Consider the following 25,930-nt stretch of genomic DNA (forward strand, 5'->3'; position numbering starts at 1 on the left):
TGAGGGCCTGTTTCATCCCGATCGACGTTCCCCCTCGGACGGGCAGGATCAGGTCGCCCGGAAGGGGCCGTCGGCGACTCCGACTGATCCTGGAACAGGCCGGTTTGAACTCCCGGCCCCGTCGACCCCGGCTGTCTCGCGGTCGYCCATCCCGGGCCTTGGATCCTTCTGAGACCCGCTTCCCGACACGATCCGCCCGCCAGGCCAGCCAGGCCCCGCTCGGTTCGATCTCCATCGCCTGCTTGGGCCGGTACCAAGAGCCCTCCCCCGCGATGGGGACGGGTATGATTGTGCGCCGGGTTTGAACGCTGGCGCGGTTGTGACGCTGATTTTTCTGCAACGCGCTGGAAAGGTTGGAGTTCTTCGCGACACTGGCGGGGATAGACCTTCGCCCATCCCCTAAACCCCGTCATCCCGGGCCTTGTGCCCGGGCCCCCTGGTTCAGCCGACGGTGCAGTGCAATGGCGCGCCGGCGCGCCACACCCCCGCCCCTTGCGGCGGACAGAGGGGTCCCGGGCACAAGGCCCGGGATGACGACTGAAAAGTAGGGAAACATTCGTCAAACACCCGCCCGCAGCGGCGAGGCCGCGCCGAAGCCGGGAGGCGGACGCGGCCGCCCTCACCCTTCCGCCTGTGCGCCGCACACCGCCACCTTGCTCAGCGGGTCGCCCATGGCGATCGGCCTAACGCCATCCACGACGCTTCCAAAACCGTTCCCGTTCCAAGACAGGCAAGCGCAGCGGACGAAGTTGGCGACACAGTATTGGAAGTCGACATTCCTGTATTTCACCAAGCATGGAATACACAGACCTCATTTCCACACTACAGCCAAAACTAGGTAAAAGACCTGATTGACACCCCCAGACCCGGGGAGCAAGGGTTTGGCCATTATGGCGCCGCTTGACGGTTTGCCGTCAAGACGATCGCCATCCAGGATGGCTTGACTATGCACAGTTTCACTTACGCACCCCCCGGCGGGCGGGTGCGAAATCTCGCCGGTTCCGGCGAACGAGATCTTGCGCCGTCTCGTCGGCGGGGTTCCCGACAGGGCTCCCGGCGGCCGGGCTGGGTCGCGGGCGGCGCGGCGGCGCTGAGCCTGTCGCTGGCGACGACGCCGGCCCTGGCCACCGATCTGCGCTACGCGCCGATGTCGCCCAACTTCGGCGGCTTCAATCCCGTCGCCTTCCAGATGGCGCAGTACAAGAAGTCCCTGGAGGCCGCCGAAGCGGCGGCCGAGGCCGCGGCGGCCCGCTCGGCGACGCCCAGCGACCCCAACCAGGCCTTCATCAACGCCATCGTCTCGCAGCTCAACGGCATCGTCGCCCAGACCATCGCCCAGAAGATCGCCAACGCCCAACCCGGCCAGGCCGGCACCGTCCAGTCGGGATCGGTGACCATCACCTACGTCAATTCGGACGGGCAACTGAGCGTGACCATCACCTCGCCGACCGGCACGACCACCCTGGTCATCCCCTCCGGCGGGGCCTGAAGATGCGGGGGGGCCCAGCGTTCATCGGATTGATAGCGGCGGCCGCCCTGGCCGGCTGCGTATCCGCGCCGGTCAGCCCGCCGGAGGTGCTGGCCCAGCCGCAGATCGCCCTGCCGCCGGCGCCGGCGCGCGCCCTGACGGTCGGCGTCTACAGCTGCATCGACACCTCGGGCCAGCGGCGGCCGACCCGCCTGCCGCAAGAGCTCAGCACCGCCGTTCCGATGGACTGCACCCCCTATCTGATCGACGCCGTGCGCTCGGTGCCGCGAGGATACGTCTTCCTGGTCGAGCGGCAGCATGTCGACGAGCTGTTGCGCGAGCGGCAACTGGCCACCCTGGCGCTCAACGCGCCGACCGAGACCACCGCCCCCGCCGCCGGCCTCGAGGCGCTTCCACCGCCGCCGGTGCGGCGTCTGATCACGCTGAGGGTCGCCGAGATCCTGCTGATCGGCCAGGTGGTCGCCTACGACCGCGCCACGCGTCAGGTGGCCGGCGGCGTGGCGGTCAATTCCACGGGCGGCAGCGGAGAATACGTCACCGACCTGGTGACCTTCAGCCTTCGGGCCGTGGCCGTGCAGACGGGCGAGGTCCTCGGCCAGACCACGGTCAGCAAGTCGGTCACCTCGCTGTCGATCGGCGGACACATCTCGAAAATCTACACGGCCGACGTCGTGGAACTGGAATTCGGCGGCGCGGGCAACGAGCCCGTGGGTCTGGCGCTGGGCGCCGCCGTGCGCAGCGCACTCATCGCACTAATCAACCAGGGGCTTCGCGACGGATGGTGGTCCTGAACGGGTCCCGATAAAAAGGGAGTGAGGAAATGTCTCGGTTTCAATTCGCCGCGGGCCGTCAAGGCCGCCTGGCGCGATCGGCCAGAATGCTTCTGCTGGCGTCAGCCGCCTGGCTGGCCGCCGACGGAGCCTTCGCCGCCAACACGCTCAATATCGACATCAGCGGCGGTGGCACGGTTCGGAGCCTGCGGATCAGGCAGGACAACGTCGGACCCACCCACGTGATCACCGCGAACGGCGCCACCAACGGCGCGGCCCTGCCGATTCGGGGAGCCTGGAACACCATCGCCATCACCCAGATCGGCGAGAGCAACACCCTGGGCGGCGCGTTCACCTCGAGCGGCTCGACGACCGCCGCGCTCAGCCTCACCTATGGGGCCGCGGGAACCGGCGGCAACAACCATCACACCCTGACGATCGGCGGGACCACGGCGCCGGTCAATCCCAGCGTCACGGTGGCCGTCATCAACAGCGATCCCACGAACGCCGCCAACACGATCACCGACGTGCTGGACGGCTCGAGCCTGACCTACAACCTGACCCTGAACGGGACCGACAACGTCATCAGCAACACCTTGGCGGCCACCGGCGCGGTCACTCTGACCGAAAGCATCGCCGGCGGCGTCCTCGGGCTCGGCAACACGGTCACCAACAACGTCACCGGCGCGACCTCGATCTCCGGCTCGATCACCATCGCCTCCGACGACAACGACGTCAGCAACGTCTCAAACGGGGCCGGAGCCAAGACCTTCAGCGTCACCCTGCCGGTGGGCGGCGCCGACGGCAATACGATCAGCAACGACTTCACCGGCGGCACGGGGACCCAGGTCTCCAACCTGACCGTCACCGGCGTGACCTCCCGCGTCGACTACAGCGTCGAGGCCAGCGGCGTGGGCTCGACCGTCAACACCACGCTGAGCAATACGGTGGGCGCGGCGGGCGCGGCGGGCGTGGTGCGCGTCGTCCAGACGGGCAGCGGCGCATCCCTGGGCCTGACCGTCAACGGCGGCGCCTTCACCATGGGCTCGGACACGGTGGACGCCCTGACCGGCGGCATCCTGGTCAGCCAGGAGAGTCCCGGGGCCACCGCCAACCTGATCGTCACCGCGGGGGACAATGGCTACACCTTCGCGATCAATCAGTAGATCCAGGGTCCTGGCGTGCGCGCTGGCGATGGGCGTCGTGCTGACGACGCCCATCGCCAGCCGGGCCGCGACCTTGCTGATCTGCAGAGTGTTCGACACCGCGACGCCGCCCATCCGCGCCTTGGTGGTGCCGGCCGGTTCGCTGTTTCGCGACACCGGGCGGTCGGACGACCCATTGGCCGCCTTCACCGGTGACGCCTGGTCCCTGCGACTGGAGACCGTCGGCGACACCGTGATCCCGTCGCTGCGCGCCTGCGCCAAGACCCCCGTGCGGATCACCAGCGACTCCAGCGTCAAGTCGGTGTCCGCGAACGACAACCGGACCTTCGTCTACGCCGGCTCCAACCTGCTGCTCGACGCGCCTGAAGGCTCAGAGGAGATCTTCGGCCTCACCGGCAAGATCCTCGATCAGGCGCCCTGAGGCGTCCGCGCCCCGGCGGCCGCATCGCTCCACGGCGCCACCTTGCTCGGCAGTTCGCCGACGGCGATCGGCTTGGCGATGGGATCGTTCCTCCCGCAAGCGCGATATTTCCCGATCTGCCGGGCCAGGACATTGGCGCCGAGAGCGATGATCGGCGCCTCGGCGGCGCAGGGCTGAATCTCGCATGACCGCGCCGAAGCGTGGCCTTTCCGCCTAACCGTCGCCTTGCTTGCGCCACGCGCTCCGGCCAAGGTGCGCGACTTTCAACGCTCTGCTTCAAGGTCGCACATGATCCGCGTTTCGCGCCTGGCCCTCGTTCTCTCGGCCGGGCTCAGCCTCTCCGCCTGCGCGACCCTGTCCCATCTGAAGCCCGGCCAGGGCGACAAGACCGTCGCGTCTTCGTCGACGCCCAAGGCTCCCGCCGCGCCGGCGTCCTCCAACGCCCCGACCATCGACCTGGTGAAGCCCGGCCAGTGGCCGCAGGCGGTGTCGGACGTCGCGCCCGACCCGCGCATCCGGTTCGGCGTGTTGCCCAACGGCATGCGCTACGCGATCCAGAAGAACGCCACCCCGCCCGGCCAGGCCGCCCTGCGCCTGTGGTTCGACGCCGGCTCGCTGAACGAGACCGACGAACAGCAGGGCCTGGCTCACTTCCTGGAGCACATGGCCTTCAACGGCAGCAAGAACGTGCCCGAAGGCGAGATGACCAAGATCCTCGAGCGCCACGGCCTGGCCTTCGGCGCCGACACCAACGCCTCGACCAATTTCAGCGAGACGACCTACCAGTTGGACCTGCCCAAGACCGACGACGACACCGTCGACAGCGCCATGATGCTGCTGCGCGAGGCGGCCGGCGAGCTGACCATCGCGCCCGAGGCGGTCGACCGCGAGCGCGGCGTGGTGCTGTCGGAGGAGCGCACGCGCGACAGCCCGGGCTACCGGGTGTTCGTCAACACCTTCGGCTTCCAGCTGCAGGGCCAGCGGCCGCCGCGGCGCCTGCCGATCGGCCAGACCGAGATCCTCAAGACCGCCCCGGCCGACCGCATCCGCGACTTCTACCAGGCCTGGTACCGGCCCGAGAACGCCGTGGTGGTGGCGGTCGGCGACTTCGACGTCGACGCGATGGAGGCCAAGATCAAGGCCCGGTTCGGCGACTGGAAGGGTCAGGGCCAACCCGGCGTGAGGCCGGACCTGGGGGCGGTGGCCAAGCGCGGCCTGACCGCCAAGGTGCTGGTCGAGCCCGGCGCCCAGACCTCGGTCCAGATGGCCTGGGTCCTGCCGCCCGACCTGGAGCTGGAAACCCGCGCCAAGGACAAGGAAGAGTTGGTCAAGGCCCTGGGCTTCGCGGTGCTGAACCGCCGCCTGCAGGTGCTGACCCGTTCGGCCGAACCGCCGTTCATCGTCGCCGTGGCCATGCAGAACGACCAGGAGCACGCCGCCGACATCACCACCCTGTCCGCCACCGTCCGGCCGGGCGACTGGAACCAGGCCCTGACCGCGCTGGAGCAAGAACAGCGCCGCATCGTCCAGTACGGCGTGCGCCAGGATGAGCTGGACCGCGAGATCGCCGCCCTGCGCGCCGGCTTCGCGGCCGCCGCGGCGGGCGAGGCCACCCAGCGCACCACCGCCCTGGCCGGCGCGATCGTCGGCACGCTGACCGACCGAGAGATCGTCACCAGCCCGTCCCAGAACCTGGCGGTGTTCGACGAAGCCACGAAAGGCCTGACCGCCGACAAGGTCTCGGCGATGCTGAAGGCCCAGTTCGCCGGCTCGGGCCCGCTGATCACCATCCCGACGCCGACCGCCATCGAAGGCGCGGAGAAGGCCGTGACCGACGCCTACGCCGCCTCCGCCAAGACCCCGGTCGCCGCCCCGACCGGGCCGGGCGTCACCACCTGGCCCTACGCGACGTTCGGAGCCACGGGCGCGGTCGTCGAGCAGAAGGACGTCACCGATCTGGACACCGTCTTCGTGCGGTTCGCCAACGGCGTGCGCCTGACGGTCAAGCCGACCAAGTTCCGCGACGACCAGATCCTGGTGAAGGCCCGGATCGGCCACGGCCTGCTCGACCTGCCGGCCGCCACCCAGAGCCCGATGTGGGCCGGCTCGGCCTTCATCGAGGGCGGCCTCAAGCAGATCAGCACCCAGGACATGGAGCGTGTGCTGAACGGCAAGGTCTACAACGCCGGCCTGGGGGTCGAGGACGACGCCTTCAGCCTGTCGGGCCGCACCCGTCCCGAAGACCTCGACACCGAGCTGCAGGTGCTGGCCGCCTACGCCACCGAAGGCGGCTGGCGCCCCGAGGCCTTCGCCCGCATCAAGACCTACTACGGCACGATCCACGATCAGCTGCAGAGCACGCCCAGCGGCGTGATGGGCCGCGACCTGGGCGGGCTGCTGCACGGCGGCGACGGCCGCTGGACCTTCCCCACCCGCGAGCAGATCGCCGGCACGACGCTGGACCAGCTGAAGGCTTCGGTGTCGGGCCCGCTGGCCGCCGACTCCATCGAGGTGGTGATCGTCGGCGACACCACGGTCGACAAGGCCGTGGCGGCGGTGGCCCAGACCTTCGGCGCCTTGCCGGCCCGGGCCGACCTTCCCGCCCCGGCAGGGGCCGAGAACGCGCCCTTCCCCGCCCCGTCGCCGACCCCGATCACCCGCACCCACAAGGGCCGGGCCGACCAGGGCCAGCTGTTCATGGCCTGGAGGACCGACGACCTGTTCGCCGACCTGCAACGGGCCCGCAACACCCAGGTCCTGGCCCAGGTGATGCAGCTGCGGCTGACCGACGAACTGCGCGAGAAGCAGGGCGCGACCTATTCGCCCTCGGCCTCGGCGACGGCCAGCGTGGCCTTCACCCACTGGGGCTATCTGGCGGTCAGCGTCGAGACCCCGCCGGACAAGATCGACGGCGTGATCGCCAGCATCCGCAAGATCGCCGCCGACCTGCGCGACAAGCCGATCACCGCCGACGAGCTGGAGCGGGCCAAGAAGCCGCGCATCGACCAGATCGAGAAGGCCCGCGAGACCAACGAATACTGGCTGGGAGCCCTGTCGGGGACCCAGACCGACCCGCGCCTGCTGACCGCCACCCGCTCGGTGCTGGCCGGCCTGCAGCGGGTGTCGATCGCCGACGTCCAGAAGGCCGCCCAGACCTTCCTGGGCGACGACAAGTCGTGGACGATGATCGTCAAGCCGGAGGGGAAGTAGGGTCGAAGACCTTCAAATTGATCCGCTCGTCCCGGCGAACGCCGGGATGAGCGGAGCTTTGAGGTTACCTCGGTGGCGGATTGACCTCGAAGCTCGGCGTGTCCGCGGGCAGGTGCAGCCACCGATGTCGGTCCTTCGTCCAGACCGCCTGTTCAGGCCTGGGAAAGTCGGGGTCTCCGAAGGCCCCGACCGCCACGCCGACCAGATGCGGCATCCGCGCCGGCTCCCAGAAGACGTTCGCGCCGCAGGTTCCGCAGAAGTGGAAGGTGACCGGCTTGCCGCTGGCGGAGTCGCGGGTGAATTGACGCGGCAACCCTTGGACCAGAGTCACCGCCGCCCGCTCGTAGAAGGCCGCGATGCTCAGGATGCTGCCGGTCCGACGCTGGCAGTCGAGACAATGGCACATCGAGACCTTCCGGGGCTCGTCCCCGCACGCCAGCTGGAGGTCTCCGCAGACGCAGCGGGCGATGCGCGGCGCCACGGCCCGCGCCCTAGCGGCAAGCGATCAGGCGAACCTGATCCCGCCGGGTCGGGGCCGGCGCGTGGGCGAGAGCCCCGTAGGCCACGAGACCCCAAACGGCCAACACGGCCGCCCATTGGGCGAGGGTGACGTCGTGGGGCTTGGTCCGGTTCATGCCGGCCTTATCGACCGGTTGCCCTGGCGCGAATAACGACTTATCAGGCGGCATCTGTGAGGTTTCGTCACATGGCCGCCCGCTCGCTTCCGCCGCTCAACGCCCTGCGCGCCTTCGAGGCGTTCGGCCGACGCGGCCGGATGACCCTGGCGGCCGACGAGCTGTGCGTCACCCACGGGGCGATCAGCCGACAGATCCGCCAGCTCGAGGACCACCTCGGCGTCGCCCTGACCGAGGGACCGCGCAACCGCCTGACCCTGACCGAGACGGGCCTGACCCTGGCCCAGGCCCTGACCCAGGCGCTGGACCAGATCGAGGCGGCCCTGCCCCGATCCGCGGGGGCCGGCGACGGGACGCTGGTGGTCTCGTGCCTGCCGACCTTCGCCATGAAGTGGCTGATCCCGCGCCTGCCCGATTTCGTCGCCGCCCACCCCGAGATCCAGGCGCGGATCGTGGAGTCAAACGGGCCGTTCGACTTTCGCGCCGACGGCGTCGACCTGGCGATCCGCATGCGCCTGCCGCACGCACCGCCTTCGCCCGACGCCGACGTCACCCCGTTCCTCAAACACTATGTCGGCCCCGTGGCCTCGCCCGATCTGGCTGCCCAGGTCGACGATCTGGACAGCCTGGCCCGCCTGCCCCGACTGCACACCCGCACCTTTCTGGAAAGCTGGGCCGAATGGGAGGCCGCGGCGGGCGTCGCCCTGTCGCCGGCGACGGTGAACCGCGAGTTCGACCACTATTTCTATATGCTGGAAGCGGCCGCCGCCGGCCTGGGCGTGGCCCTCAGTCCCTACGCTTTCGTCGAGAAAGACCTGGCGGCCGGCCGCCTCGTGGCGCCGCTGGGCCTGGTCCCAGGCCAGGCCCAGGTCTGCGCCCTGACACCCCGGGGCAAGGCCACCCGCGCGGCGCGGCGGTTCCGCGACTGGCTGGTCGTCCAGGGCGCGGCGACGGCTTCCCCGCCCGACACCCGAACCGGGTTCTCAACAGGCTGAGCCGGGATCCGGCGCAAAACCCCTTACACTTTCGCGTTCCGCCCTCTAGTTTCCGCCGATCCCCCGCGCCCCGCGCGCCCCACCGAGATCAGGAGCCCGTCATGGACGCCGCCACCATCGCCAAGCTCGAAGGCCATCTGAAGCGCACCTTCGGCAACCCGCACATCGCCCTGAAGGCTCGTCCCAAGCAGAAGGATTCCGCCGAGGTCGAGGTGAAGGGCGAATTCATCGGCGTCGTCTTCCAGGACGAGGACGAGGACGGCTCGTTCATGTTCGAGATGGCGATCCTGGCCGAAGACCTGGAAGGCTAGTTCGGCTTCCGACTTGCCCCCACCTGGCGGCTTCGCCGCCTGTCCGCCCCCATAGGGGGCGGAGGACGCCACGCTCAAGACCCTCTTCCCCCCATGGGGGAAGACGGTCGCGAAGCGACCCGTAGGGGGCAAGTCAGGCCGCGCTCACGACCAAACTCCGCCGCACCATCAGCGACGCCCCCGCCGCCAGCAGTCCCGCGACGCCGGCGATGATGAACGCCTCCATGTACTGCCCGTCCCGCGCGCGGATCACCCCCGCGCCGATCGCCGCCGTCGCCGCGCCCAGCTGGTGGCCGGCCCCGATCCAGCCGAACACGACCGGCCCGTCGCGATCCCCGAACGCCTCGGTCGCCAGCCGCACGGTCGGCGGCACGGTCGCGATCCAGTCCAGCCCGTAGAACACCGCGAAAACCGACAGGCTCATCAGCGAGAAGTCCGAGAACGGCAGGTAGATCAGCGAGAGCCCGCGCAGGGCGTAGTACATGAACAGCAGCTTGCGCGGGTCGTAACGGTCGGTCAGCCAGCCCGAGGCCGTGGTGCCGAACAAGTCGAACAACCCCATCAGCGCCAGCAGGCCGGCCGCCCTGACCTCGGGCAGGCCGCGGTCGCCGCAGAAGGCGATCATGTGCACCCCGATCAGGCCGTTGGTGGTCAGGCCGCAGATGAAGAAGCCGCCGAACAGCAGCCAGAAGGTGCGGGTCTTGCTGGCCCGGTGCAGGGCGCCGAACGCGGCGGAGAGGGCGTTGGAGGCCGAGCCCTTCGGCGGCGCCGTCCAGTCGTCGGGCGCGCCGAACGGGCGCTGGCCGATGGCGGCGGGGTCCTCGGGAATCAGCAGCCAGCAGATCGGGGCCATGATCGCGGCGACGGCGGCCACGGTCAGCACCACCGGCCGCCAGCCGCCCTGATCGGCGATCCAGGCCATGGCCGGCAGGAAGATCAGCGAGCCGGTGGCCGTGGCGGCGGTCAACAGGCCCAGCATCAGCCCGCGCCGCTGGACGAACCAGCGATTGACGATGGTCGCGCCCAGCACCATGGCCACCGCCCCGCTGCCGACCCCGGCCATCACGCCCCAGGTGGCCACGTACTGCCAGCTCTGGGTCATGAAGGCCGAAAGCCCGGTCGAGGCCGCCATCAGCAGCAGGGCCAGGCTGATCGTGCGCCGCACGCCGAACGACTGCATCAGCGCCGCCGCGAACGGTCCGGTCAGGCCGTAGAGGAAGATGCCCACCCCGGCGGCCAGCGAGATCGAGCCCCGGTCCCAGTGGAAGGCCTTCTCCAGCGGCAGGATCAGCACGCCCGGCGCGGCGCGGAGGCCGGCGGCCGACAGGAGGGCGAGGAAAGTCGCGGCGGCCACGACGAAGGCGTAGCGGTTTCCAAGGGTGCGGCGGCCAAAAGCCATGAGAGTCTGCATGCGATGTAACCGATCGGTACAGGGCTTGTCGCCATGCATACGTACCGGTAAGTAACATCGTCAAGAGCCATGGCCAAGAACGACGAAAAAACCCCCGCCTTGAAGAGTTTGGGCGAAACGCCCGAACACCACCTGCCCTACGGGCCGGGCCCGCGCGCCGCCGAGCGGATCTTCGAGACCGCGCGCGAGCTGTTCTATCGCGAGGGCATCCGGGCTGTCGGGGTCGACGAGATCGTCACCAAGGCCGGGGTGACCAAGCCCAGCCTCTATCGCGGCTTCAAGTCCAAGGACGATCTGGTGGCCGCCGTGCTGCGCGAGGTCGAGGTCGGGTTCTGGGGCCGCTTCGAGGCGGCCGAGGCGGCTTTTCCCGACGATCCCCGGGCCCAGATGGTCGCCTTTTTCGAGGGCCTGGCCGCGCGGTCGGGCGGCGCGGACTATCGGGGCTGCGCGCTCAGCAACGCCGTGGTCGAATATCCGGACCGCGACCACGCCGGCCGGGCCGTGGCCCAGGTCCACAAGCAGGACCTGCGCGCGCGGCTGCGGGCCAAGGCCGAGGCGATGGGCGCGTCCGACCCCGGGGCGCTGGGCGATGCGATGATGCTGCTGGTCGAGGGGGTGTTCACCTCCAGCCAGATGTTCGACGACGACGACAAGCCGGCCCTGGCCGTGGTCGGCGCCGTCAAGGCGTTGATCGGCGCCTATTGCTCCCCAACTGAGTGATGATGAGCCATCCCCTAGACCGTCCCGTCTGGTCCGCCTTCACGGGCCGCCAAGCCGACCTTGCGCTGCGCGACGGCGGCGCGCTGCGGGTGCATCCGGACTTCGGCCTGTTCGCCGCCACGGCGGATGACGGGCCCGAGACGCTGGAGGCCCTGGGCCGGCTGGTCCGCGCCCATGGCGGCGAGGTCGGACTGGTCGAGCGGTTCGATCCGCCGCCGGTCCCCGGGACCACGGTCGTCAACCGCGCCCTCTGCTGGCAGATGACGGCCGACACCCTGGCCGAGCCCAAGCCGGTCGACTTCGAGATCCTGCCGCTGACGAACGCCGACGCGCCGGAGATGCTGGCCCTGGCCACCCTGACCGCGCCGGGCCCGTTCTTCTCGCGCACCCACGAGCTGGGCGACTTCGTCGGGGTGAAGGTCGGCGGCCGGCTGGTCGCCATGGCCGGCGAGCGCATGAGGCCCGACGGCTTCACCGAGGTCAGCGGCGTCTGCGCCCATCCCGACCATCGCGGCAAGGGCTATGCGGCGCGGCTGATGCTGCACGTGGCCGGCAAGATCGTCGACCGCGGCGAGACTCCGTTCCTGCACAGCTACGCCCACAACGCCGGCGCCATCGCGCTGTACGAGGCGCTGGGGTTCCGGTTCCGGTGCGAGCAGGTGCTGACCGTGCTGGCGGCCGCCTAGCCCCCCAAATAGCTGTCATCCCGGACAAGCGCGCAGCGCGCCGATCCGGGACCGACGCGTGAACTCAGAGCTTCCGGCGGTCCCGGGTCTTCGCTTCGCTACACCCGGAATGACAATTGGGAGGAGTTGAAACAAAAAAGGACCCGGAGAGCCTTCGCCCTCCGGGTCCCTCAAAGCGCTCAAGCCTTCAACTAGGCCTGGATCTTGTTCGCCGACCGTCTGGCCCAGCCGTACAGCCCCGCCACCACGACCGCCGCGGCGATCAGGGCGAAGATCATGCCCAGATGTTCGGGCGGCGCGAAGGGCACAGCCAGCGGTTGGGGGTTCTTGCTGAAGTAGATAATGGCCGCCAGGGCGACGTTGAACAGGCTTTCGCCGACGATGAAGCCCGAGGCGATCAGCACGCCCAGGCGCTTGGCCGCCTCGCCCATCCGGTCCTTGTCGACCATCTTATCATAGAGCCAGCCGATCACGGCCCCGACCACGACCGGCGCGGTCACGCTGCTGGGCAGATAGATGGCCAGGCCCACGCCGAGCGGCGGCAGGCTGAGGCGACCGTTGCTGACGCGGCGCAGGATGATGTCGACGATCACCAGCCCGAGGCCGATCATCGCGCCGTAGCCCAGCAGGCTCCAGTTCAGGTCGTGGCCGATCACGCCCTTGGCCAGGGTCGAGATCAGGGTCGCCTGTGGGGCGTTCAGCGGCTCCGTGCCAGCGACGGCATGCAAGTTGGGCGCGCCGGCGAAACCGTAGGAACCGTTCATCACCTCCAGCACGAAGGGGATGACGATGGCGCCGGCGACGACGCCGATGATCAGGGCCACCTGCTGCTTCCACGGCGTGGCGTCGACCAGCTGGCCGGTCTTCAGGTCCTGCAGGTTGTCGTTGGCCACGACGGCCACGGCCAGCACCATGGTGGTGACATAGAGGGCGTAGGCGACCAGGGCCTTGGCGATGTCGGGACCGATCACGCCGCGGCCGACCACGCCGACCATCAGCGAGGCGCCCAGCACCGTCAGGATGGCGATGCCCGAGACCGGGCTGTTGGACGAGCCGATCAGGCCGGCCATGTAGCCGCAGACGGCGGCGGCCAGCAGGCCGGCGACCAGGACGTAACCGACGCCGATGGCCACCAGCGGCGCGGCCAGGCTGGTGATCGGACCGCCGGTCAGGAAGTGGGCCAGGAACCAGCCGGCCGGGGCCAGCAGCAGCAGCGACACCAGGCCGACGATGCCGATCGGGATGTCCTGCTCGGTGCGCGGGATGACCGCGCCGCCGACCTTGCGGGCCTTGTTGGCCTCGAAGGCCGACATCAGGCCCGACCAGATCGGCAGGGCCAGCTTGCCCAGCGTCCAGATGGCGGCGGCGCCGATGACGCCCGCGCCCATGAACCGCACCTCGGTCTTCCAGACGGTCAGGGCGTGGTCGGCCACCGAGGCGCCGGGGATCGGGTGCAGGCCGGTCATGACCGGCACCAGCACGCCCCAGGCGATGGCCAGGCCCGCGAACATGGCGACGCCGACGGTGATGCCCATCAGGTGGCCCGCGCCCATCAGGGCCAGCGAGCTGGAGGCGCCCAGGCCGGTCGCGCCGGCCCCGGCCTTGAAGTAGCCCGCCACCTCGGCGGCGAAGATCTTGGCGGCGGCCAGGGCCGCGAACAGGGCCGAGGCGACGGTGCCCAGCACCACGGCGATCAGGCCGGCCTGGCCCTCGGCGGCGCCGGCCCGCGAGCCGGTGCCGACCTTCAGCACCTCGGCGGCGGCGACGCCCTCGGGGTAAGGCAGGTCGGAATTGGTCACCAGGGCCCGGCGCAGGGGGATGGTGTACATCACCCCCAGCACCCCGCCGACCAGGCAGGCGCCGAAGGTGGTCAGGAACGGCACGTGGCTCCACCAGCCGATCATCAGCAGGCCCGGCAGCACGAAGATCACCGACGACAGGGTCCCCGCCGCCGAAGCGATGGTCTGGACGATGTTGTTTTCCTGGATCGTCGCGGTCTTGAAGGCGCGCAGCAGGGCCATCGAGATGACCGCGGCCGGGATCGAGGTGGCGAAGGTCAGACCCACCTTCAGACCCAGATAGACCTGGGCGGCGGTGAAGACGAGGGTGATGAGGATGCCGAGAAGGACCCCTCGGATAGTGAACTCCGAACGGGGAGTCGCGGCGGCGTCGGACGACATGTAGGGTCCCAAAACAGTTAAGGCGGTCGGACCTTGCACGTCCGACCGCCCTAAACTCAAGTCTTGTTCCGCATTTCGCGGTTTTGCGGTCGTTTATGACCGCGGCGCGCAGACCTCTTCGACGCGCGACGCCAGCTTGTCGTCCTTGGCTTTCACCGCCAGTTGATAAGCGTCCGCGCACCGATTGGCGTTGATCAGGGCGGCGGCCTTGCGCGCGCGGGCAAACTGCACGGGTGTCGGGCGCGCCACCTCGACACCCTCCAGGTCGTTGGTCCAGCGCACGTTGTCGGACTGGCCGTAATAGTTGCCCGAAGCGACCTGGGCCTGAACGGACCTCAGGCTGTGAACTTGCACCGATTGGGCCATGACCGGCCCGCTGACGCCGAGCATCGCCGATACGGTCAGCGCGATTCTCATGACCTTCATCGCTGATGTTTCCTTTGCGTTGACCAGGAAAGCCGGCTTCGCCCTTTGGGATCGGTTATCCCAACGGGGAAGGCGCGGCGGTGCACACCTCGTAGACGCGCTTGGCCAGCACCTCGTCTTTCTCGTCCACGGCCAGGAGATAGGCGTCCTTGCAGCGGTTTCTGTTGATCAGACTGGCGACCTGCGTCGCGCGCTCCCATTGCACCTTTCCGGCGTGGGCGCGGGCGATGGCGGTCCGCCGTTCGTTTTGCAGGTAGAACTCGCTCATGTTGCCCGCTCCGCCTTGCGGCACAATGATCGGGATGGGCTTCGGGGTGGGCGCCTGCTGTGCGAAGGCCGGCGCGCCGGCGGCGAACAAGGCGGCGGTGATCACGGCGATTCTGACAAAAGACATCCCGGCTTCTCCATCCAGCTTCAACATGAGTAGGGCGGAACACGCTCAACGCGGCGGCTTCAACCCTAGGCAGCATGCTACACAACGGATAACGCCGCAACGTGAAACAACGGGGGCGGACACCTGGGCCCGCCGCGGTCATGGCGTGACGCGACCCAGTCGGAAGGCGCCCCGAAGCCTCGCCGCAACCGGCGAACGAGGCCGCGGTCTTATCCGCCGGCTAGAAGGTGGTCGGAGCGGTGCAGACCTCGTAGACGCGCTTGGCCAGCCGCTGGTCCTGATTGTCGGCGGCGAACAAATACGCGTCCTTGCAGCGGTTGTGGTTGATCAGATCGGCGGCCTTCACCGCGCGCTTCCATTGCGCCCGAGTCGCGTGAGCGCCCGCGATGGCCGTCAACTGACGGCCCCACATGTCCAGCGGGCTCATCGCGCCAACGTTGACCGGCACCATGGCCTGTTCGGCCAAGGCTGGCGAAGCGGCGGCAAGGAGGGTCGCGGCGATCGCGGCGGTTCGGATCAACGACATTGAACGTTCTCCGGGCTCAAACAGACATCCGATAGCTTGACCGCCTCAGCTCCTGCAGAGACAAGCTTCAACCTCTGGAAGAATAATCTCAGCCGTACACACGGCGCAATCCCCCGTTCGCCTCGAAAACCGAGGCCAGAACGAAAAGAGCGGGCCCGGATCGACCGGGCCCGCTCCTGACAGGTCAATTGACGCCGTTTGCGGCGTCGTCAGCTCAAAGGACGCCCAGCATCTCGGCGACCAGCGGGTGACGGACGATGTCGCGGTCGGCCAGGCGGACCACCGCGATGTTCTCGACGGGCTCGAACTTCGCCGAGACCTCGGCCAGGCCCGAAATGCCCGGCAGCAGGTCCGACTGGTTCGGGTCGCCGGTCACCACCATCGTCGAGTTCCAGCCCAGGCGGGTCAGCAGCATCTTCAACTGCATGTAGGTGCAGTTCTGGGCCTCGTCGATCACCACGAAGGCGTTGTTCAGGGTGCGGCCGCGCATGAAGCCGACCGGAGCGATCTCGATCGCGCCCTCGGCCATCAGGGCGCGCATCCGCTTGACCGACAGGCGGTCGCTGAGCGCGTCATAGAGCGGGCGCAGATAGGGGGCCAGCTTGTCCTCCATGTCGCCCGGCAGGTAGCCGATCGACTCGCCGGCCTCGACGGCGGGACGCGACAGCACGATGCGGCCGACCTTGCCGGCTTCCAGCGCCTCGACGGCCTTGGCGATGGCGATGTAGGTCTTGCCGGTGCCGGCCGGACCCAGCGCCATGACCAGGTTCTTGGTGTCGATCGCCTCCATCAGCCCGGCCTGACCGGGCGATTTGGGTTTGATCGTTTTGAGGTAACTCTGATCCCGATCCTCATGCCCCGGAGTCCCAAGCGGCGACCAGGCGCTGCGATGCTCCACCGGCAGGCGACGCACCTTGGCGTCGTCGTCGTAACGGCCAGCGTCGTTCGCGCCTTCGCGCACCATCCGCTTGAGAGCTCGCTTGGTCATGTAAGCCTCCATTCAGGCATGAAAAAAGGACGTGGCCGAATGGCGACGTCCTTGGAGCAGGTGGGGAGGAGATAAACGGAGACGCGAGCGCGGCCGGGCGGTTCGGAGCTTGCCCCCGAAGGCGGTAATGTACGCCCAAACCCCAAAACCGACACCCAAGGTCTCCGTTACCGGGAGGCCGCGTTCGGCGATCGAGCGCGGCTCGGATACGAGAAGAATGACTCCCGATGTGGGAGTGTTCCCCCTCGAATCGCACAAATACAATGGGGCGAGCATGGTTTACGACTCGTTAAGGCTTTGCCCAAATTTAGAACACGAGGTGTACGGATGACTGTCTATTCCCTGGGCGCCACAAATCCCTCGCTTCCCCCGGAAGGCGAATATTGGATCGCTCCCAGTGCCTCGGTGATGGGAAATGTCATCATGCGGAAGAACTCAAGCATCTGGTGGGGTGCTATAGTTCGCGGCGACAACGATCCGATCGAGATCGGCGAGAACAGCAACGTTCAGGATGGGTCAGTACTGCACACCGACATCGGCAGCCCGCTGACCATCGGGGCCAATGTGACGATCGGCCACATGGTGATGCTTCACGGCTGCACGATCGGCGACGGCTCGCTGATCGGCATCGGCTCGATCATCCTCAACGGGGCCAGGATCGGGAAAAACTGCCTGATCGGGGCCGGCGCCCTGATCACCGAGGGCAAGGTGATCCCCGACAATTCGATGGTCGTGGGCGCGCCGGGCAAGGTGATCCGCGAGATCGGCGAACAGCACGCCCTCGGGCTGCAGGCCTCGGCGCTGCACTATGTCGAGAACTGGAAGCGCTATCGAACCGAGCTGACGCGCGTGGACTAGGGCGTCGGCGACCCGACTTAACAAAATACCGACGGTTTATGAGGCACGCTCGGGCCATGGCCTGGGAAAAGCGTATGGCGGCGAGCCCGAGACGACGTTGGAATCCCGCGCACGGACGCCTGGCGGTCCTGACGCTCGTCTACGCCGGGTGCATGGCCTACGGCCTGTTCCTGGCCGGGGCGGCGCAGCACATCCCGACGATCTGGACCGCCAACGCCGTGCTGATCGCCGGCCTGCTGATCCTCAACCGCCGGCAAGGCCTGGCCCTTCTGGGCCTGACCGCCGTGCTGCACGTGGTCCTGGAGCTGTCGGTCGGCGACCCGCCGCGGTTCGTGCTGAGCGTCACCCTGCTCGACATCCTGCAGACGGCGGCGACGGCGGCCCTGCTGCGGCTGATGCGCCTGCCGATCCGCGTTCGCTCGATGCCCGGCTTCCTGGTCCTGATGGCCGTCGCGACGGCCTTGACCGCCGCGACCTCGATCGTCGTCAACGGCCTGCTGTCGATGAGCTTCGGCGGCCCGTTCTGGCGGAGCTGGAGCGAATGGACGACGTCCAACGTGCTGGGCGTGGCCATCGCCCTGCCGACCCTGCTGATCCTGTTCGACCGCCGACACCGCGAGGGCTTTCGTGTCGGCCCGCTGGAATCGTTGCTGGTCCTGGCTTTGGTGCTGGCCACCGCCGTGACCGTGTTCACCGCCGACACCGCCCTGCAGGTGCTGCTGTTCGCGCCCGCCCTGCTGGCGGTGTTCCGCGGCGGGCCGCGAGCGGCGGCGGTGCTGGTGACCGGGTCGCTGGCGGCGACCATCCCGGCGATCCTGCACAAGACCGGGCTGGACCCCGTCGCCGCCGCGCGGCCCTTGCGCGAGGCCCAGATCTTCCACCTGGTGCTCTACGCCGTCTGCCTGGCCGCCGCCCTGGCGCTGAGCCGGCAAACGCGGCTGCAGGCCCTGCTGGTCCGCCGTCAGGCCGTGGCGCGCGCCGCCCAGGCCAAGGCCCAGGCCGCCAATCAGGCCAAGTCGGACTTCCTGGCCACCATCAGCCACGAGATCCGCACCCCGCTCAACAGCATCCTGGGCTTCGCCGCCCTGGTCAGCGACGACGCCGGCCTGTCGCCGGAAAACCGCCGCCGCCTGGACCTGGTCGAACGCGCTGCCGTTCCCTGGCCGAGATCGTCAACGATCTTCTGGACTTCGCCAAGGTCGAGGCCGGCCGCCTGGACCTGACGCTGACCCCCGTCTCGCCCGCCGATCTGCTGCGCGACGCCGTCGCCATCGTGGCGCCGGCCGCCCAGGCCAAGGGCCTGGTCCTGTCGGCGCGGGTCGAGACGGTCGGCGACGGCGACGAGGCCGCGCTGCTGGCCCTCGACGAAACCCGCTTGCGCCAGGTGCTGCTGAACCTGCTCACCAATGCGCTGAAGTTCACGGCCCAGGGCCAGGTCGACGCGCGGCTGACGATCGGCCCGGGTCCCGGCGATCTGCGCTTCGAGGTCAGCGACACGGGGATCGGCATCGCGCCCGAGGTCCAGACCCGTCTGTTCCAGCGCTTCAGCCAAGCCGACAGCTCGATCAGCCGCTGCTATGGCGGCGCCGGGCTGGGCCTGGCGATCAGCAAGGCGCTGGTCAACCGGATGGGCGGCGAGATCGACGTCGCCAGCACGTCCGGCGAGGGCTCGCGATTCTGGGTGACGCTGTCGGCGCAGGTCGTCGCGGCGGCGGTCGCGGAGGCCGAACCGGCCCAGCTCGAGGCGCGCCGTCCAGCCCGCGTGCTGCTGGTCGACGACCATCCGATGAACCGCGAACTGGGCCACGCCCTGCTGACCCTGGCCGGCTGCGAGGTGTCCACCGCCGACGACGGCGTCCAGGCCCTGGCGGCCGCGCGCCTGGGCGACTTCGACCTGATCCTGATGGACGTGCACATGCCGGGCATGGACGGCCTGGCCGCCGCGCGCGCCATCCGCGGCCTGCCCGGCCCGCGCGGCGCGGTGCCGATCGTCGCCCTCAGCGCCGACGCCCTGCCCGAGCAGATCGTCCGCTGCCGCCAGGCCGGCATGAACGACCACGTCGCCAAGCCGATCCGGCGAGAGGAGCTGCTGGCGGCGGTTTCGCGGGCGCTGGAGCCGGAAGAAACCGCTCCGGCGCGAGCCGGCGGGGCCTGAGGGCCGGCGCGGCAAAAAAATTCGAGCGCATGTCGTGGAGCCGTCCGGTCGTTCGTCGTTACGATACCAAGAGCCGGGAGAACGACGATGAGCCCCACCATCACCGCCTTCAAGACGTCGCCCGATCGCGGCCGGGGGCTGGCGCGCGACATGTCGGTTCGCTGGGCGCTCGAAGAGGTCGGCCAACCCTACGACGTGCGCCTCGTGACCTTCCCCGAAATGAAAGAGCCCGCCCATCGCGCGATCCAGCCCTTTGGGCAGATCCCCACCTATGAGCAAGGCGATCTCGTCCTGTTCGAGTCCGGCGCCATCGTGCTGCATGTCGCCGAGCGTCATCCGGGGCTGCTGCCGGACGACGCGAACGGCCGCGCGCGGGCCATCGCCTGGATGTTCGCCGCGCTCGTCACGATGCAGCCGCCGATCGTCGAGCACGGAATGGCCACGCTGTTCGAACGCGAAAAGCCCTGGTTCGAGGAACGCCTGTCCGGTCTCGAACAGCAGGTCCGCGTTCGGCTGGGCGATCTTTCCAACCGGCTTGGCGACGCCGCATGGCTCGACGGCGCGTTCAGCGTCGGCGACATCGCGATGGTGACGGTGCTGCGCAGATTGGGCTCGTCAGGCCTGGTCCAGGATTATCCGAACCTGGCGGCCTACGTCGCCCGCGGCGAGGCGCGGCCCGCCTTCAAACGCGCCTTCGACGCCCAATTGGCGGTGTTCGCCGCCGCGTCGGGCGGCTGACGTAACGGCCTCTTGCCGCCTGACCAAACCCGCGTCACTCTCTGGCTTAACAACGATAACAAACCAGGGAGGCGACGTCGGGCCATGGCCAGCACGCGCTACGACTACGTCATCATCGGCGCCGGCTCGGCCGGCTGCGTCCTGGCGGCCCGGCTGACCGAGGACTCGAACGTCAAGGTCCTGCTGCTGGAGGCGGGCGGCAAGAACACCTCGATCCTGGTCAAGATGCCGGCCGGGGTCGGCGAGCTGATCAAGGCCAAGGGCGACCAGAACTGGGGCTTCTGGACCGAGGCCGAGCCGCATCTGAACGACCGCAAGCTGTGGTGGCCGCGCGGCAAGGGCCTGGGCGGCAGCTCGGCCATCAACGGCATGATCTACATCCGCGGCCATGCGCGCGACTATGACCAATGGCGGCAGATGGGGTTGTCGGGCTGGTCCTACGCCGAGGTCCTGCCCTACTTCAAGCGCTCGGAGACCCACCACGGCGGCGGCGACGCCTATCACGGCGGGTCCGGGCCGTTGCACGTCTCGCACGGCGAGTCCAAGAGCCCGTTCTATCCGACCCTGATCGAAGCGGGCCGCCAGGCGGGCCACGCGACGACCAAGGACTTCAACGGCTACCAGCAGGAGGGTTTCGGGCCCTACGACCTGACCATCCGCGACGGTAAACGCTGGAGCGCGGCGGCGGCCTATCTGACGGCGGCCCTAACCCGGCCGAACCTGACCTGCGTGACCGAGGCCCGCACCACCCGCATCCTGATCGAGAACGGCAAGGCGATCGGCGTCGAATACGTGGTCGGGGCCAATCCGGACCGCCTCGTCGCCCATGCCGACGCCGAGGTGCTGCTCAGCGCCGGCGCCGTGCAGTCGCCGCACATCCTGCAGCTGTCGGGGATCGGCGATCCGGATGATCTGCGGGCCCAGGGCATCGCGGTGACCCACGCGGCCAAGGGTGTCGGCGCCAATCTGCAGGACCACCTGGACGTCTGCCTGTCATGGACGACCAAGAACATGGTCACCGCCTATTCGGCCAACAAGGGCCTGAAGAAGCTGAGCACGGGCCTGTCCTACATGCTGATGGGCAAGGGCCTGGGCCGTCAGCAGTTCCTGGAGAGCGGCGCGTTCCTCAAGTCGCGCCCCGACCTCGACCGCCCCGATCTGCAGATCCACGGCGTGCTGGCGATCATGCAGGACCACGGCAAGACCCAGGTCGAGAAGGACGGCTTCACCCTGCACGTCTGCCAGCTCCGTCCGGAGAGCCGGGGCAAGGTGGGCCTGCGCTCGGCCGATCCGTTCGACGATCCGACCATCCTGGCCAACTACCTGGCCACCGACGAAGACCGCCGCGCCGTCCGCGAGGGCGTGAAGATCGCCCGCGAGGTGGTGGCCCAGTCCGCCTTCGATCCCTATCGCGAGGCCGAATACGCGCCGGGCGCCGACATCAAGAGCGACGCCGACATCGACGCCTGGGTGCGCGCCAAGGCCGAGACCATCTACCACCCGGTCGGCACCTGCCGGATGGGCGCGGCGGGCGATCCGCTGGCGGTGGTCGACGACCAGCTTCGGGTGCAGGGGATCGCCGGCCTGCGCGTGATCGACGCCTCGGTCATGCCCACCCTGATCGGCGGCAACACCAACGCCCCGACCATCATGATCGCCGAACGCGCCTCGGACCTGATCCGCGGCAAGGCGACCTTGCCGGCGCTGGACGTGCCGGTGTTCGAGGACGGGCGGTCGGCGGCGGCTTAGCCTAAAAGACAATGGGAAGGGGTCGCCCTGCGGCGCCCCCTTCCCATCAACGGCGCGCCCCCAACGCGCCGCCCTTTCCGTCCCCCCCGGTACGGAAAAGCTCGTGAATTTCTCTAGGCGATAAGCCGCCCGTGCAGCGTCGCCAGCCGCAGCCGCGGCGATTCCTCGTTGGCCGGACCCAGGCACTGGATCTTGCGGACGCCCAGCTCCGAGGCTGGCCGGCCCATCAGGCGCTGGATCATGGCGATGGGCTGGTAAAGGCCCAGGAAGCGGTCGGTCTGGCCGTCGGCGCCGACCATCGGAGCCAGCAGCACCTCCATGCCCACCGACGGCGCGCCTATCGAGCGGATGTCGGCGGTGATCACGACGGGCTCGCCCCGGCGGCGCGCGACCTCCAGGGCCGACTTGACCTCCAGGCGATGCGACAGCGCCCAGAAGCCCAGGGCGTCCTCGCCGCGCAGGTCGCGGGCGTGCAGATCGGTGACGAAGCCGCCGGCCAGCCGCACCGGATAACGGCCCTTGGGGTCGCGTCCAAGGATGAACACCTGCGGCAACAGATCGAGGAAATCACCCGGATTGACGCTGGCTCGCGCGGGCACGCCGTCGTCGACGGCCTTGCCACGCCAATAGTCTATCAACCGTTCCGTGCTTGGATGGAACATCGTCGTTCCCCTCGCGGGCTCACTCACGGTCCCTTTTCGACCGCACCGAGCTTGCAAGGAGAACCGGGCCACCCCCTGGACCGTGCCGTCCTGGGACAGTTTCCCGGCGGAGCGGCGGCCATGGCGTGAAACTTGCTTGGCTTCGGCCAGGCGACGCGCCGGCGTGTCGTGAAGGGAAAGAGGCCTATGAAGGCGCCGAAAATGACCTTGCCCAAGCTGTGGATCAGCCTGGCGGCCGGCCTCGTTGGAGGACTGGGCGCGCTGATGCTGGGCGGGGCCGCCTACGCCCAATGCTGCGCGCCGCCGCCGCCCTGCTGCGCGCCGCCGCCGGCCCCGCCGCGTCCGCCCACCCCGCCCAGCTGCAACACCTGCGGCGGCGGCCACAACGTCTATGTGCCCGGCATCAACATCCATGTCGGCGGCTCGGTCGTCGTCAACGCCAGCGCCTCGGCCACCAGCACCGCCGTGGCCGGCGCCGGGGCGGGCGCGGGCGCCGGCGCCGGCGCTTCGGCCGGCTCGACCGTCTATTACGGCGGCGGCACGCACGGCGGCTACTATTCCGGCCCGGTCTCGACCGGCTACATCCAGGGCCTGAACGTCGAGGGCGGCGAGGCGCGCCGCCGCGCGTCCTACGAAGCCACCCGCACCAAGTTCAAGCGCGTGGTCATCCGCGCCGTCTGTCTCGACGACCGCGACGTGCCCCACCCCGCCTCGCAGGTCACCCCCGACCGCGAGATCGGCAGCGGCTACGACGGCGAGCTCTATCGCTGCATCGCCGGGTCGCGCATGCAGTACGTGATCGGCGGCTACGAAGGCTCCAGCGAAAGCAATTTCGCCGGCGAGACCTATATCTGCGGCAAGAACGACGCGCTCTACTACGCCCCCGGCGCTCAAGGGGGCACCGTGGCCTGCCGGCCGCAGAAACCGGCCCGCGACTGCAACGAGCGCTCGCTGCTGCGCCGCTACGGGGCCGGCGTGAAGATCCTGACCATGCTGACCACCGAGAAATACACCGACTATCGCGAGGAGACGGTGCGCGAGCAGTCGAGCTCCAGCCTGAGCCTCAGCCTCGACGGCGGCGTGGGCGGGGTGGTGTACTAGTCCTCCACGCCCTGGAGACGATCAAGGGCCGCTCCTCCGGGAGCGGCCCTTTTTTGCTGGGCGGGACGGCCGTCAGACGGCGAAGTGGAACAGCCCGTACCAGATCACCAAGCCCATCAGCCCCGCGCCGAGGGCGGTCGCCGCCAGGAAGGGGCGCGGGGTCAGCAGGCGTTCGCCCAGCGCGAGCTGGGCGACGACCAGCGAAATCGGAACATACAGCAGGGCCGCCGTGACCAGGCCCGGCGAATACCGGTCCAAGGCCTGGGTCAGAACGACGTGGAACAGCGCGTCCCAGAACAGGTTGCCGCTGGACCACACGATCAGCAGGAAGGTCGCCAGCCGGGACTTGGAGACGGCGGTCCAGACCACCAGCGCCAGCAGGATCGCCATGAAGGCGGCGTTGTTCAGCGCGAAGGCCAGATCGTTCATCTCGCCGCCGACGACGTGCGTGACCCAGGCCGCGAAACCGCCTCGGTGCTCCTCGACGATATGTAGCGCATAGGCCGCCGGCATCAGCCAGATCAGACGGTGAAAGCGCGGCGATCGCGCTGAAGCCACGGTGTCCGTCATGCCTTCCTCCCCTCGGAACGACGGTTCGCCTCTAGACGAGGCGTCTCCGGAAGGCAAATCGGCGCGCAGAGAGGATCAGATCACGTAGTCATAGACCACGTCGGCCAGCGTATGGTCCATCGTCCGGGCCGGCTCGTCGCAGGTGGGACAATTGACGATCCGGGCGGGCACGCCGGCGGCCGTGCAGTGCGGCGGCACGGGCTTGAGCACCACCGAGCCCGAGGCGATCTTGGCGTAGTCGCCGATCGTGATGTTGCCCAACACCTTGGAGCCCGCGCCCAGCAGGACGCCGCGGCCGATCTTGGGGTGGCGGTCGCCGCGCTCGGCGCCGGTGCCGCCCAGGGTCACGCCGTGCAGCATCGAGACGTCGTCGCCGACCACCGCGGTCTCGCCGATGACGATGCCGGTGCCGTGGTCGATGAACACGCCCTGGCCGATGCGGGCGGCCGGATTGATGTCGACCTGGAAGACCTCGCTGGCCCGGCTCTGCAGGTAGAAGGCCAGGGTCTCGCGGCCCTGGGCCCACAGCCAGTGCGACACGCGATGGGTCTGCAGGGCCAGGAAGCCCTTGAAGAACAGGAACGGCTGGACATAGCCCTTGGTGGCCGGGTCGCGCTCGAACACCGCCATCAGGTCGGCCTCGGCGGCGGCGACCAGCGACGGATCGCTTTCAAAGGCGTCGGCTGCGAATTCACGGGCGGTCATGGCCCGCATCTCCTGGTCGCCCAGCTTGCGCGCCAGCTGGAAGGTCAGGGCGTCGGCCAGGTTGTCGTGGCTGAGGATCACGGCGTTGAGCAGCGAAGCCAGGGCCGGCTCGGCCTTGGCGGCATGTTCGGCCTGATTGCGCAGCGCGGCCCAGACGGGCGGCGTGGCTTCCTGCGTCACGACCTCTAGATGCTTGGCCACCGGGATCTCCCTCGCCTACGCCTCTTATAGAGCATCCTTTTTGGAAATGCTCCAGACGCTCTTCGATTTCAACGGCCAAGCCGCGAAACCGTTCGCCATTTAGGAACGCGCCTAAGCCAGCACAAGTCGCGCCAGGTCGGCCGGCAGCTCGCCCTTCACCGCCATATGGTGCACCCGAAGCAGTAAAGCCACTGTCAAAGAGTCCGGCATGTGGCCGGACACCGCCGCGTCGAGGGCTTCCCCGAACGGGACGCGGACCGCCGCCAGGTCCTCGGTCTCGTCCGGCGCCTTGGCCGTCGACGTCAGGTCCAGGGCCAGATAGCCGTGGCAGAACTCGTCGGTGATCGAGTTGGACAGCTCCATGGTCAGGATCAGGCGCCAGTCGGCGGCCTCCAGACCGACCTCTTCGGCCAATTCGCGCTTGGCGCCGTCCAGCGGATCCTCGTCCAGCGGCGCGCCGCCTTCGGGGATCTCCCAACTGTAGTTGGCGCACGGAAAGCGGTTCTGGCCCACCAGGGTGACCGTGCCGTCGGCGTGCAGCGGCACGATCCCGATCGCCCGGTTCTTGAACGCGACCTTGCCATAGAGCGCCGGCCGGCCGGTGGGGGCGACGGCCTGATATTCGGTCAGGGTGATCCAGGGATTGTCGTAGACGAGCGTTTCGCTGGTCACGCGCCACGGCGTCCCGTGCGGCTTCAACCATGTCGGTTTATCGGTCATGCGAGCGGCCTGCGGCTTGTGGCGGCCGAGGCTCGGCCATAGGTGTGCTGGCTCTAGAGCATTTTCGAGCGAAGTGGATTCCGGTTCGCGTGAAGAAAATGCGCCAAACAAAAAATCTGGAGACCGGAACGGTCTCCGGGCCT

Annotated in this window: 27 protein-coding genes; 15 read left to right on the top strand and 12 right to left on the bottom strand. The window is 68.8% G+C overall.

The annotated features are described in order from the left end of the window. The first annotated feature begins 946 nt into the window (after positions 1–946). From ASD21_RS23410 to ASD21_RS14580, 5 genes are all read left to right on the top strand, one after another. Positions 947–1,489 (top strand): curli assembly protein CsgF, encoded by a 543-nt coding sequence (locus tag ASD21_RS23410; protein ID WP_082554781.1) that lies wholly within the window; start codon positions 947–949, stop codon positions 1,487–1,489. 2 nt (positions 1,490–1,491) lie between these two features. Then, positions 1,492–2,280 (top strand): CsgG/HfaB family protein, encoded by a 789-nt coding sequence (locus tag ASD21_RS14560; protein WP_082554782.1) that lies wholly within the window; start codon positions 1,492–1,494, stop codon positions 2,278–2,280. Positions 2,281–2,366: 86 nt separating this feature from the next. Further along, positions 2,367–3,425, top strand: coding sequence for a hypothetical protein (locus ASD21_RS14565; protein ID WP_056442528.1), 1,059 nt, complete (start codon positions 2,367–2,369; stop codon positions 3,423–3,425). A 37-nt stretch (positions 3,426–3,462) separates the two neighbouring features. Beyond that, complete coding sequence (locus ASD21_RS14570) at positions 3,463–3,846, top strand: hypothetical protein (RefSeq protein WP_156398388.1); 384 nt, start codon at positions 3,463–3,465, stop codon at positions 3,844–3,846. Positions 3,847–4,134: 288 nt separating this feature from the next. Beyond that, the gene (locus tag ASD21_RS14580) at positions 4,135–7,056 is read left to right on the top strand and encodes a M16 family metallopeptidase (protein ID WP_056442535.1); all 2,922 of its coding nucleotides are present in this window, start codon (positions 4,135–4,137) and stop codon (positions 7,054–7,056) included. Between the two features lie 64 nt (positions 7,057–7,120). Here ASD21_RS14580 and ASD21_RS14585 read toward each other — a convergent pair whose 3' ends face one another. Both ASD21_RS14585 and ASD21_RS24485 read right to left on the bottom strand, forming a co-directional pair. Continuing rightward, on the bottom strand, positions 7,121–7,537 hold the full coding sequence (locus ASD21_RS14585) for a GFA family protein (RefSeq protein ID WP_056442539.1): 417 nt from the start codon (positions 7,535–7,537) through the stop codon (positions 7,121–7,123). A 10-nt stretch (positions 7,538–7,547) separates the two neighbouring features. Further along, positions 7,548–7,691, bottom strand: coding sequence for a hypothetical protein (locus ASD21_RS24485; protein ID WP_200941439.1), 144 nt, complete (start codon positions 7,689–7,691; stop codon positions 7,548–7,550). A gap of 71 nt (positions 7,692–7,762) precedes the next feature. On the opposite strand from ASD21_RS24485, the gene ASD21_RS14595 reads away from it, so the two are divergent. Continuing rightward, on the top strand, positions 7,763–8,686 hold the full coding sequence (locus tag ASD21_RS14595; RefSeq protein WP_056442546.1) for a LysR substrate-binding domain-containing protein: 924 nt from the start codon (positions 7,763–7,765) through the stop codon (positions 8,684–8,686). 101 nt (positions 8,687–8,787) lie between these two features. Then, the gene (locus ASD21_RS14600) at positions 8,788–8,997 is read left to right on the top strand and encodes a DUF3126 family protein (RefSeq protein WP_028041048.1); all 210 of its coding nucleotides are present in this window, start codon (positions 8,788–8,790) and stop codon (positions 8,995–8,997) included. 133 nt (positions 8,998–9,130) lie between these two features. On the opposite strand, the gene ASD21_RS14605 is transcribed toward ASD21_RS14600, so the two are convergent. Then, a complete protein-coding gene (locus ASD21_RS14605; RefSeq protein ID WP_235523910.1) occupies positions 9,131–10,408 on the bottom strand; it encodes an MFS transporter in 1,278 nt (425 codons plus the stop codon). Positions 10,409–10,477: 69 nt separating this feature from the next. On the opposite strand from ASD21_RS14605, the gene ASD21_RS14610 reads away from it, so the two are divergent. Together ASD21_RS14610 and ASD21_RS14615 are read left to right on the top strand one after the other, a co-directional pair. Further along, positions 10,478–11,128, top strand: coding sequence for a TetR/AcrR family transcriptional regulator (locus ASD21_RS14610; protein ID WP_082554783.1), 651 nt, complete (start codon positions 10,478–10,480; stop codon positions 11,126–11,128). Continuing rightward, positions 11,128–11,814, top strand: a complete 687-nt coding sequence (locus tag ASD21_RS14615; RefSeq protein WP_056442549.1) for a GNAT family N-acetyltransferase — start codon at positions 11,128–11,130, stop codon at positions 11,812–11,814. The genes ASD21_RS14610 and ASD21_RS14615 overlap by 1 nt, the downstream gene beginning before the upstream one ends. A gap of 191 nt (positions 11,815–12,005) precedes the next feature. Here ASD21_RS14615 and ASD21_RS14620 read toward each other — a convergent pair whose 3' ends face one another. The 5 genes from ASD21_RS14620 to ASD21_RS14640 all read right to left on the bottom strand — a co-directional run bounded on the left by ASD21_RS14620 (position 12,006) and on the right by ASD21_RS14640 (position 16,340). After that, positions 12,006–13,994 (bottom strand): OPT family oligopeptide transporter, encoded by a 1,989-nt coding sequence (locus tag ASD21_RS14620; protein WP_056442555.1) that lies wholly within the window; start codon positions 13,992–13,994, stop codon positions 12,006–12,008. A gap of 93 nt (positions 13,995–14,087) precedes the next feature. After that, on the bottom strand, positions 14,088–14,420 hold the full coding sequence (locus ASD21_RS14625; RefSeq protein WP_056442568.1) for a hypothetical protein: 333 nt from the start codon (positions 14,418–14,420) through the stop codon (positions 14,088–14,090). A 55-nt stretch (positions 14,421–14,475) separates the two neighbouring features. Then, a complete protein-coding gene (locus ASD21_RS14630; RefSeq protein WP_056442571.1) occupies positions 14,476–14,814 on the bottom strand; it encodes a hypothetical protein in 339 nt (112 codons plus the stop codon). Between the two features lie 220 nt (positions 14,815–15,034). Further along, a complete protein-coding gene (locus ASD21_RS14635) occupies positions 15,035–15,340 on the bottom strand; it encodes a hypothetical protein (RefSeq protein WP_056442574.1) in 306 nt (101 codons plus the stop codon). A gap of 214 nt (positions 15,341–15,554) precedes the next feature. Beyond that, positions 15,555–16,340: a PhoH family protein gene (locus ASD21_RS14640; RefSeq protein ID WP_156390807.1), complete on the bottom strand. Its 786-nt coding sequence runs from the start codon at positions 16,338–16,340 to the stop codon at positions 15,555–15,557. A gap of 315 nt (positions 16,341–16,655) precedes the next feature. On the opposite strand from ASD21_RS14640, the gene ASD21_RS14645 reads away from it, so the two are divergent. The 5 genes from ASD21_RS14645 to ASD21_RS14665 all read left to right on the top strand — a co-directional run bounded on the left by ASD21_RS14645 (position 16,656) and on the right by ASD21_RS14665 (position 21,828). Continuing rightward, a complete protein-coding gene (locus ASD21_RS14645; RefSeq protein ID WP_056442582.1) occupies positions 16,656–17,186 on the top strand; it encodes a gamma carbonic anhydrase family protein in 531 nt (176 codons plus the stop codon). Between the two features lie 74 nt (positions 17,187–17,260). After that, the gene (locus tag ASD21_RS24775; protein ID WP_235524892.1) at positions 17,261–18,409 is read left to right on the top strand and encodes an MASE1 domain-containing protein; all 1,149 of its coding nucleotides are present in this window, start codon (positions 17,261–17,263) and stop codon (positions 18,407–18,409) included. A gap of 50 nt (positions 18,410–18,459) precedes the next feature. Further along, positions 18,460–19,341 carry an ATP-binding protein gene (locus ASD21_RS24780; RefSeq protein ID WP_056442587.1) on the top strand — a complete coding sequence of 294 codons (882 nt, stop codon included), beginning with the start codon at positions 18,460–18,462 and terminating at the stop codon, positions 19,339–19,341. 87 nt (positions 19,342–19,428) lie between these two features. Further along, positions 19,429–20,079, top strand: coding sequence for a glutathione S-transferase family protein (locus ASD21_RS14660; RefSeq protein WP_056442590.1), 651 nt, complete (start codon positions 19,429–19,431; stop codon positions 20,077–20,079). A gap of 84 nt (positions 20,080–20,163) precedes the next feature. Next, the gene (locus ASD21_RS14665) at positions 20,164–21,828 is read left to right on the top strand and encodes a choline dehydrogenase (protein ID WP_056442592.1); all 1,665 of its coding nucleotides are present in this window, start codon (positions 20,164–20,166) and stop codon (positions 21,826–21,828) included. Positions 21,829–21,941: 113 nt separating this feature from the next. Here ASD21_RS14665 and ASD21_RS14670 read toward each other — a convergent pair whose 3' ends face one another. Continuing rightward, positions 21,942–22,490 carry a PAS domain-containing protein gene (locus ASD21_RS14670; RefSeq protein WP_056442595.1) on the bottom strand — a complete coding sequence of 183 codons (549 nt, stop codon included), beginning with the start codon at positions 22,488–22,490 and terminating at the stop codon, positions 21,942–21,944. A gap of 186 nt (positions 22,491–22,676) precedes the next feature. On the opposite strand from ASD21_RS14670, the gene ASD21_RS14675 reads away from it, so the two are divergent. Beyond that, the gene (locus ASD21_RS14675; RefSeq protein ID WP_056442597.1) at positions 22,677–23,591 is read left to right on the top strand and encodes a hypothetical protein; all 915 of its coding nucleotides are present in this window, start codon (positions 22,677–22,679) and stop codon (positions 23,589–23,591) included. Between the two features lie 72 nt (positions 23,592–23,663). Here the strand turns inward: ASD21_RS14675 and ASD21_RS14680 are convergent, their stop codons facing one another. The 3 genes from ASD21_RS14680 to ASD21_RS14690 form a co-directional block, all read right to left on the bottom strand. Continuing rightward, entirely contained in the window at positions 23,664–24,161 is a 498-nt protein-coding gene (locus tag ASD21_RS14680) for an HXXEE domain-containing protein (protein ID WP_056442600.1), read from the bottom strand. A gap of 75 nt (positions 24,162–24,236) precedes the next feature. Next, complete coding sequence (gene cysE / locus ASD21_RS14685) at positions 24,237–25,067, bottom strand: serine O-acetyltransferase (RefSeq protein WP_056442604.1); 831 nt, start codon at positions 25,065–25,067, stop codon at positions 24,237–24,239. Positions 25,068–25,178: 111 nt separating this feature from the next. Then, entirely contained in the window at positions 25,179–25,787 is a 609-nt protein-coding gene (locus tag ASD21_RS14690; RefSeq protein WP_056442607.1) for an NUDIX domain-containing protein, read from the bottom strand. Between the last annotated feature and the right edge of the window lie 143 nt (positions 25,788–25,930).

Source organism: Caulobacter sp. Root1455 (assembly GCF_001426905.1).
Classification (GTDB): Bacteria; Pseudomonadota; Alphaproteobacteria; order Caulobacterales; family Caulobacteraceae; genus Caulobacter.